This is a genomic window from Planktothrix sp. FACHB-1355 (assembly GCF_014748295.1).
Taxonomy (GTDB): domain Bacteria; phylum Cyanobacteriota; class Cyanobacteriia; order Cyanobacteriales; family Aerosakkonemataceae; genus Aerosakkonema; species Aerosakkonema funiforme_A.
Window position 1 is genome coordinate 1 of sequence record NZ_JACJUP010000957.1, and the last position, 2794, is coordinate 2794.

The following is a 2794-nucleotide window of genomic DNA, read 5'->3' on the forward strand; positions in this document are numbered from 1 at the left end:
TACTTTGAGAGTAGTCGCATCTCCCAGATTTGCTGTATTTAGTGCTGTTTCTGGTATTTTCAGTACGGCGAGATCCCTAGTTTCGTCTCTTCCTTCTAAAGTGGCAGAAATGGTTTGCCCTTCTGGTAGGGTAACCCTAATTTCTTCGTCGCGGTTGATGAAGCGATCGGTAGTGACGATAATTCCCGGTCTCCAGTGAACGCCACTCGAAGAGGTGCGTCGCCTACCGTTGATTTGCACGATCGCTTTTGAGGCTTGTTCTACTATATCGGCTAAGTTGCCGGAAAATGCCTCTAATATTTTGCCATTGTTCGATGCAGAATTAGTCATGTGCTTTTTCAAACATGGATGTAAGATGGATTGTTTGGAAACCGATGGTTTCTGGTGCAATCCGACCTATTTCTTTTTAAGATGCTCTATTACCAGCTGCTATGACATCGGATAAATGGGCAGGTACGATCCTAGAAAAATGGCTAGGTAGATGAAAATTCTGCAACACTTTGCTCGATCGAATTAACCAAGCGAGTAATATCGCATCATGAAAAAAGCCATCTTTCTCTGATTTGAACTCAGCGCGATACTATCTTTCGGGATTGCGATCGCCACAGCATAAACATAATAAATGTAGCGATCGCCAACATAGCAGCAGCAATTTTGAAGGTGGACTGCACCCCGAACACAAGGGCATCCGGGGGCGCATTCGTTACCTTCGCGGCGGAAGATTGCATGAAAACTATCGCCGCAAAAATCGCTCCTAATAGGGGAACGCCCGTAGTTTGACCTAGTGTGCGAGTCAGAGACAGCAAACCAGAGGCAATACCGAGCCGTTCTGGTGGCACAGAACCCAAAATAGCGCTGTTATTGGGGGATTGGAACATTCCCAAACCAATGCCAAAAGGCGCAACGCGCACTATGTAATCGATATCCGTCATCTGAGCGTTGAAGGTACTGATACTCAAGCATCCCATCACCATCAACGCCAAACCGATCGAGCTAATCATCCGGGTGCCAAAACGGTCTGATAAGTTGCCCGAAAAGGGAGCGACAATTCCTCCTAGTACAGGAGATACAGCCAGCAACAATCCAACGTGCGGAGTGGGATAGTGCAATACCAGTTCCAGAAAGAAAGGAATAATGAAAATGGTGCCGGCAATCACAATAAATACAAGAATTCCGGTCAGCAAACTGAGGCTAAACTGACGGTTGTGGAACAGAGACAAATCTACTAAAGGGGAAGTACTCCGGGATTCCTGCCACAGAAAGATTACCAGACCGAAGATGGCGATCGCCAACAACCCCAGCGTCATCGGATTGGCAAAACCTGCATCCTGTCCGTGCGTCATACCCAAAGCAAAGGCAGTCAGGGCGATCGTCATTACCACCATCCCAAACCAATCAAACCGTTGTCGAGTAGCTTGATACTGACTTGGCGGTACACTACGGGCAACAACAAAACTGGCAAAAATACCAATCGGAACATTCACCAAAAAAATCATCCGCCAGTCAGACAGCCCAATTAGCAGTCCACCCACTGTTGGGCCTAGAGCGATGCCTAATGATACGATCGCGCCAATAATACCCAATGCCCGTCCCCGCTCAGAACTGGGAAATGCTTCCGTCACCAACGCCGCTCCCAATGCCGAAATCATCACTGCTCCCATACCCTGAAGTGCGCGGAAGCCAATCAGCCAGCCTACTCCAGGAGATAATCCACACAGTAGCGAACTGATGGTAAACACAATCAACCCGCCCAGGTAAAGGCGTTTCTTGCCGATCGTATCTCCCAGTCGCGCTGCCCCTAACACCAGTGCCGTAACTACTAGCAGGTAGCTCAATACTACCCATTGAATAGTAGCAAAGGTGGTTTGAAATACCTCGACTAAGGTTGGTAGGGCAATATTCACAATACTGGTGTCCAGGGTGAACATTAAAACGCCCAAACCAACACCTAACATGACCCACCATTTGGCTGAGGTTGGCTGAGGCGAGGAGGAAAAATCAGGAGGTGGATTAGAACTCATATGTTGGATTTTGCTGATAATAGTTAGAGTTGAAATGTTACTATAGTTAAGAGTATCCGCTCAATCGCACAAAACGCTCTGGCTGTGGAGTTAACTATCCACCTGAGCCGTAAGAAAGTGTTACTCAATCGGGAAATTAACTTAGCTCAAAATCTTTCAGTGTAAGAATATGATTGCCCCAAAATTTAACAAAATCAATTTAATTTTATTGAGCGTAAGCAGTTTGGTGATTTTGTTGGGAATATCCGCTAACTTGATTCCAGGTGGATCTTCATTGTCTCCAAAAACCCTGGCTCAAAATGTTCGAGATGGGGAAGCATTAGAACAACAAAAAGCGGCTCAAGTTATTCGCCACTATTATGACGCGATTAACCGCAAAGACTACAGAAGCGCTTATGCAGATTGGGCAGGAGAAGGCTCTGCTAGCGGAAAATCCTTTGAGCAGTTCAGCAGAGGTTTTGCAAATACTGCATCAGTTAAGGTAAACATTGGAAAACCGGATAGTATAAATGGAGCAGTAGGCTCTTTATATGTGACAATTCCTGTGACTCTTACTGCTACAAACGTTAATGGCACAACTCAACGCTTCACAGGTATCTATACTCTCAAACGGATTAATGATGTTCCTGGCTCGACTCCAGAGCAACGGAGGTGGCATCTCTACTCAGCCAGAATTATTCTGGTTAATTGACTAGCAATTTTAGATTTTAGATTTGGGATTTTGGATTAAAAGAATTTTTGGATTCATGCCCCACTCCTTGTGGGCGGAACAA

Annotated in this window: 3 protein-coding genes; 1 reads left to right on the forward strand and 2 read right to left on the reverse strand. The window is 45.8% G+C overall.

The window, feature by feature from the left end; all coding sequences use genetic code 11:
- The coding region (locus H6S82_RS27475) for a S1C family serine protease (protein WP_191057049.1) at positions 1-330 on the reverse strand (330 nt) is incomplete at its 3' end.
- A gap of 239 nt (positions 331-569) precedes the next feature.
- The gene (locus H6S82_RS27480) at positions 570-2021 is read right to left on the reverse strand and encodes a DHA2 family efflux MFS transporter permease subunit (RefSeq protein ID WP_242057130.1); all 1452 of its coding nucleotides are present in this window, start codon (positions 2019-2021) and stop codon (positions 570-572) included.
- Positions 2022-2190: 169 nt separating this feature from the next.
- On the opposite strand from H6S82_RS27480, the gene H6S82_RS27485 reads away from it, so the two are divergent.
- On the forward strand, positions 2191-2712 hold the full coding sequence (locus tag H6S82_RS27485) for a hypothetical protein (protein ID WP_190468118.1): 522 nt from the start codon (positions 2191-2193) through the stop codon (positions 2710-2712).
- The last annotated feature ends 82 nt before the right edge of the window (positions 2713-2794 follow it).

Excerpts from the sequence above, each read along its gene's own strand:
- H6S82_RS27480 (WP_242057130.1), bottom strand. The coding sequence starts at position 2,021 with ATGAGTTCTAATCCACCTCCTGATTTTTCCTCCTCGCCTCAGCCAACC.
- H6S82_RS27485 (WP_190468118.1), top strand. The coding sequence starts at position 2,191 with ATGATTGCCCCAAAATTTAACAAAATCAATTTAATTTTATTGAGCGTA.